Source organism: Bartonella sp. ML69XJBT (assembly GCF_028618515.1).
Lineage (GTDB): Bacteria > Pseudomonadota > Alphaproteobacteria > Rhizobiales > Rhizobiaceae > Bartonella.
On the sequence record NZ_JAQITB010000090.1, the window covers coordinates 1 to 2,215 of the forward strand.

A 2,215-nucleotide genomic window follows, 5' to 3' on the forward strand; every position below is an offset into this window, starting at 1 on the left:
CGCTGACAACGCTCAATGTGGGTCTTTCTTATAAAAGAACCAACAATTACCTTCTTGGCAATAAGATAGAGGTGGGAAGCCGTCAATATAGCGTAGCCAATTTTGGCATTTCGCATTCTCGTCAGATGTTAGGGGGGACTTGGACTTTTGATGCCAGTTATTTGCAAGGACTAAGTTTATTTCATTCTGTAAAAAAACATGCCCCAGGAGCAGGTGATGCGGAGCCTCAATTTGCCAAATTTACTGGTACGATCAGTGTTATGACGCCCTTTAAGGTGGGTGAGTGGAATTTTCTCTTAAGCAATCTTTTGAGTGGGCAATATTCCCCAGATAATTTATTGGGCGCAGAGCAGATTTCGTTGGGGGGCGTCTCCAATGTTCGTGGAACACGCGAGAGTTTGATTTTTGGCAATAACGGTTTTTTTATCCGTAATGATTTGTTGTTGCGCACCATTCCGTGGAGAAACCACGGGGTTTTTCAAAAGACTTTGGGAGAGTTACGCCCTTATGTTGGTTTGGATTATGGTCGTGTTTTTTCGCAACCTTTGTATGGTTTTACCAATGAACAGCTTGCCGGTTGGACAGCAGGCGTCAAGCTTGCAGGGGGCGTGGTTTCTCTTGATGCGAGTTATTCCAATATTTTCTGGAGTACGGTTAAGCACAAAAAGTCAGGCACATTTTTTATGACATTAACAATGGATCTTTAAACATCTAGTAAAATTGATCGAGCGATGGGGAGTATAAGCATGGGATATAAGAAGAGAGAGCAAAGAGCCACTTTATTAGAGGTTCTCGTTTCCAGTACGATGCTCAAAAAGGTTTTATTTGGGGGAATTGGTTTTTCTTGTTTTTTAGCACCTTCAATGTTGCATGCACAAATTGCTGTTGATCCAGGAGCTAGTAGCGCCCATCGTCCTGATATTGTAGCAGCGCCCAATGGGGTCCCCTCCATTGATATTGTCACGCCAAACAGCAGTGGTTTATCACACAATAAATATTACGATTTTAATATTGGTCATTCTGGTGTTATTTGGAACAATCATGCGAGTGAAGTAGGGCAATCGCAATTGGGTGGCATTATGCCGGGCAATCCGCATTTGCGTGTTACGGGTTCTGCGAAGGTCATTTTAAATGAAGTAACCAGTGGTAATAGAAGTGCCTTAAATGGTCCAGGAGAAGTTTTTGGGCGCCCAGCCGATGTGATTATAGCCAATCCCAATGGGATAAGCTGTGATGGTTGTGGATTTATCAATACACCCCATGCGACATTCACCACAGGTGTTCCAGAAATTGATGTCTCTGGCTCTTTGAAGGGTTTTGTGGTGAAGGGTGGAGATATCACTTTTTCTGGAAAGGGAGCGAATTTTTTCTCTGGCCAAGGGGCTGTTGATATCGTTGATATTGTTTCTCGCACGGTGCATTTAGAAGGTCCTGTTGCGGGCAGGGAAATTGGTGTAACAGCAGGAACGGGCCGTTATGATTATGCTTCTCGTGAGATGAAAGAATTGACCGATATTACCGGTAAACCGGAATATGCTATAGATGGGTCTGCGTTAGGGGCTCTCCAGGGGGATCAGATTAAACTTGTGGCAACAGAAAAAGGTGTTGGGGTTCGCATGCGTCATGATATGGCGGCCAATGCAGGGCAGTTGCATCTTTCTGCTGATGGGAAAATCTCGTTGCAGAATGCTTTTGGCCATGGAGGTGTTGTTCTTAAATCCAAAAGCCAGAGTGTGTTAGCCAAACAGATTGGCTCCAAAAAGCATATTGAGATTGCAGCATACAAGGATGTGACGTTAGAGGCAGTTGGTGCTGATGGTCATGTCACAGCAGAAGCGCAAGATGGTTTTTTAACCATTGCAGGGCAAGCAACCTCTGGGGACAATATGAGGCTGTCTTCACGCCGTGATATGAAAGTCTCAGGGTTAGGTTCTGGGGCTGATATAGCACTTGAGGCTGGTGGTGGGCTTAATATTGCTGGCACTGTTTTGGCTGGGGGCAATTTAAAGGGGCATGCCGGTGGTGATATCAGGGCACATCTTTTAGCTGGTGGGGTTGATATGGCAGCGACCCAAGCAGCAGGGAGCCTTGTTTTGAGCAACCAAGGGGTTGTTGATCTCCAAAGTAGGGAGGGCATGATTGATGCCGAAAGCATTTATGGAGGCGGAGATGTTAAATTGGATTTTCAGGGGGGGCTTTCAGTTTCTCAAACCCT

At 45.3% G+C, this 2,215-nt stretch carries 2 protein-coding genes; both read left to right on the forward strand.

The annotated features are described in order from the left end of the window. A partial coding sequence (locus PVV68_RS10120) for a ShlB/FhaC/HecB family hemolysin secretion/activation protein (protein WP_273783011.1) occupies positions 1-707 on the forward strand: 707 nt, incomplete at its 5' end. Positions 708-746: 39 nt separating this feature from the next. Then, on the forward strand, positions 747-2,215 hold a 1,469-nt coding region (locus PVV68_RS10125; protein WP_273783012.1), incomplete at its 3' end, for a filamentous hemagglutinin N-terminal domain-containing protein.